Genomic DNA, 2986 nt, shown 5'->3' with positions numbered 1-2986 from the left:
TCCACTCATCCTTTTAGATTTCCACTCCTTCATAGAAAGAAGGAGCATTTCTACCGCGATGCCTATGCGATCTACGAAAAATTGGGTTATCGGAATACGTGGTGGAATAACCGCTCTCGACACACTTAACAAATAGAATACAAAATCGGATTATATGGTGGACTTTTTTCTCGAAACGTGCTATTCTTGAATCAAGAGATAAGCATTCGAGGAGGAGCTAAGGTGGCAAAAGAAAACGTCATTTATCAAACTGGCGACATTGTAATCACCCGCCGTGAAGTGTTTGGGCAGATTGGTCTTGCTGGTCACAACAAAGCCAATAACGGTTCAATGACTCGCTTGGTGAGGAATGAATCAGACGTTGCTGAAGGCGTTGCAAAATTGGTCATCGGCTTAGAGAACTATCAACCGCCTATCGACCTCCTCACACGCTACGAAAACAGGAGGAGAGGATAATGACTTTCAGCGAAGCGCTTGAGCCATGAAGCAGGGCGAATGTGTAAAGCGTTCTTCGTGGGGTGGATATTGGTTCATCCATGAAGGTGTTCATCTTCATGGTAATGGGAAAGCCGCTCGGATGAACCATATGATCGTAGCCTATTTACGTGATGGTGCTGGCTATGCACCCGCACAACCATACCAACAAGACCTCCTTGCGGATGATTGGGAGATTGTTCGTGTTGATGTGTTTGACGAGAAGAAGACGGAACCTGAGACTTCTTCCCCTCCTGAGAGGCATTATTTCACTGAGGAAGATGTCAAAGGCAAGACGGGGCTGGAAATACTTGAAATGATTCGTAAACGATAAAGGGGCGACAATGTGAAATGAATCCGACATGCAAGAAATGCAATGTTGAAGGTGTGCGGCATGGTTCATCCGTAGATTGCCCAAACTGTGGAATGTTACTTGCGATCACAACCGCACCTCATTTACATGACGAGATCGAGACCTTGCGTGAAGAGAACCGCAAGTTACGTGAAATCGTCGAGCGTTACATGCAAATCGAACAAGACTTAATTGAAGATTGCGTAAGGATGGAGGCAAAACTGCGAGCGAAGTCTCCCGAAGAATACGACGGTATATACCGACAGTTACGTTCCGAACAGGCAACTGACCGCATTGATACCGAAGGTATGCCTGTATCGTTCCCTCGCAGTTATGAGGAACTCTTTGGTTGCTGGCATGCACTTCGTACATTGCATTATGACTTTGAACAAGATAATGACCACTTCATGGCGGCATTCATTGAAACAATAGAGCATGGTGATGCGATATCTGCTTTGAGGATTCATGAGTTGTATATGTGTTTCCTCAACGAAGATTGCCCTAACCGCGAAGAACTGATAGATGAACGTGAAACCATTCGAAAGAGGTTCTAAACCATGAAGATACTCCTAACGCAAGCCAGTAACCCTGACGACTTTGAAATCGTGGAAATGAACGAATCGGAAGTGTTGCAACTTCTTCAAGAGGGAGAAAATTTTATCGTTTCCACGGTTGGCAATTGGGATGGTTCATTCGACTTATCGATCATGTATTACGATGACTTCATAGAATAAGGTGCTTTTATGAACATACTCAACCTCCCAGAATTCAACATAATCGAACCACCGCAAGAGAACGAAACAGACATGCTGTTCAAGGTGGAGAAGGTGACTCCACCTTCTTACTGTGCTGAGTGTGGCTTTAATACGTTCTACAAGCATGGTAGCAGGACACATCTGGTCATGGATTTGCCCGTTAGAGCGAAACGTGTAGGGCTTCTTATATACCGTAAACGATACAAATGTCGGAACTGCAACACAACCTTTTGGGAGCATCTCAGCGACATCGATGAGAAACGTAGGATGACCAGACGGCTGGTTGAGTACATCGAACGCGAATCACTCAAGAAAGAGTTCGTGGAAGTCGCGGAAACTGTTGGTGTGACAGAGAAGACGGTGCGTAATGTGTTCCATGATTACGTCAAAATTAAAGAGTATGAGCACGTTTTCTACACTCCTCGTTGGCTTGGTCTTGATGAGATATACATCATCAAGAAAGCACGTCTTATCATGACCAACATCGAGGAACACACCATCTTCGACATTCGTGAGAACCGTAACAAAGAAACGGTTATCAATCGCCTGATGCAGATTCCAGACCGTCATATCATCGAGTATGTGACTATGGATATGTGGAATCCGTACCGCGATGCAGTACGTGAATGCCTTCCGCAAGCCCGAATCATCGTCGATAAGTATCATGTCGTTCGCATGGCTAACAACGCCTTGGAGACGGTCAGGAAGAGCCTACGGAAGCATGCTACGGCCAAGGAACGCAAAGCATTGATGCATGACCGTAAGATACTCTTGAAACGCAATAAGGACTTAGATATGCAGGGTCAGATCCTTCTCGGTGCATGGTTAGGAATGTACCCCGATCTGAAAGAAGCATACGATCTGAAAGAAGCGTTCTACGAAATCTGGGATGCACAAAACATTGAGGAAGCCGAGAAACTATACGTGCAGTGGCTTAAACGACTCGAATCATCTAATGTCCACAAGGCATTCAGTGACCTTACAAAAGCGGTTCGCAATTGGTATGCTGAGATACTGGGTTACTTCCACAAACGGCTCACGAACGCTTACACAGAGTCGTTCAACAACATTGTCAGATACACTGACCGTAGTGCACGTGGTTACAGCTATGACGTGTTACGAGCCAAACTGATGTTCAACGAAGAACTGCACAAAGGACGCAAACCACGTTTTAATGCTGATGCGTTTTACTACAAAGTTGGGACGGGTATTCAGATTGAGGAGTCATACGGTGTGGACTTTTCCACCCTTATTGCGAAATTGGAAGAGGGCTATCTATAAGCCCCTTTCCACCATCAAATCCGAATACCCGAAAAATTTTTGTTGCCTTAACATCTTCTGTATCGATCCGTGGGTCATAGACCCCACGCCTAAAGGCGGGGGCTTCCGCGCGAAGAAAATGGTG

The 2986-nt window shown here is 45.5% G+C and carries 5 protein-coding genes; all 5 read left to right on the top strand.

Annotated elements, in window-relative coordinates; all coding sequences use genetic code 11:
* Positions 1-222 precede the first annotated feature (222 nt).
* Genes BUA75_RS15225 through BUA75_RS15210 form a run of 5 tightly spaced genes read left to right on the top strand, consistent with a single transcriptional unit; the run spans position 223 to position 2862 of the window.
* Complete coding sequence (locus BUA75_RS15225) at positions 223-456, top strand: hypothetical protein (protein ID WP_072875465.1); 234 nt, start codon at positions 223-225, stop codon at positions 454-456.
* 25 nt (positions 457-481) lie between these two features.
* Complete coding sequence (locus BUA75_RS15220) at positions 482-808, top strand: Thoeris anti-defense Tad2 family protein (protein ID WP_072875463.1); 327 nt, start codon at positions 482-484, stop codon at positions 806-808.
* A 17-nt stretch (positions 809-825) separates the two neighbouring features.
* The gene (locus tag BUA75_RS15215) at positions 826-1380 is read left to right on the top strand and encodes a hypothetical protein (RefSeq protein WP_072875460.1); all 555 of its coding nucleotides are present in this window, start codon (positions 826-828) and stop codon (positions 1378-1380) included.
* A gap of 3 nt (positions 1381-1383) precedes the next feature.
* Complete coding sequence (locus tag BUA75_RS16020) at positions 1384-1560, top strand: hypothetical protein (RefSeq protein ID WP_165612055.1); 177 nt, start codon at positions 1384-1386, stop codon at positions 1558-1560.
* Positions 1561-1569: 9 nt separating this feature from the next.
* Complete coding sequence (locus BUA75_RS15210; protein ID WP_072875459.1) at positions 1570-2862, top strand: ISL3 family transposase; 1293 nt, start codon at positions 1570-1572, stop codon at positions 2860-2862.
* Positions 2863-2986 lie beyond the last annotated feature (124 nt).

The sequence above is a fragment of the Alicyclobacillus tolerans genome, assembly GCF_900142255.1.
GTDB lineage: Bacteria > Bacillota > Bacilli > Alicyclobacillales > Alicyclobacillaceae > Alicyclobacillus_I > Alicyclobacillus_I tolerans.
The sequence above is the reverse complement of the archived record's forward strand: the minus strand, read 5'-3'. Positions and strand labels throughout refer to the sequence as shown.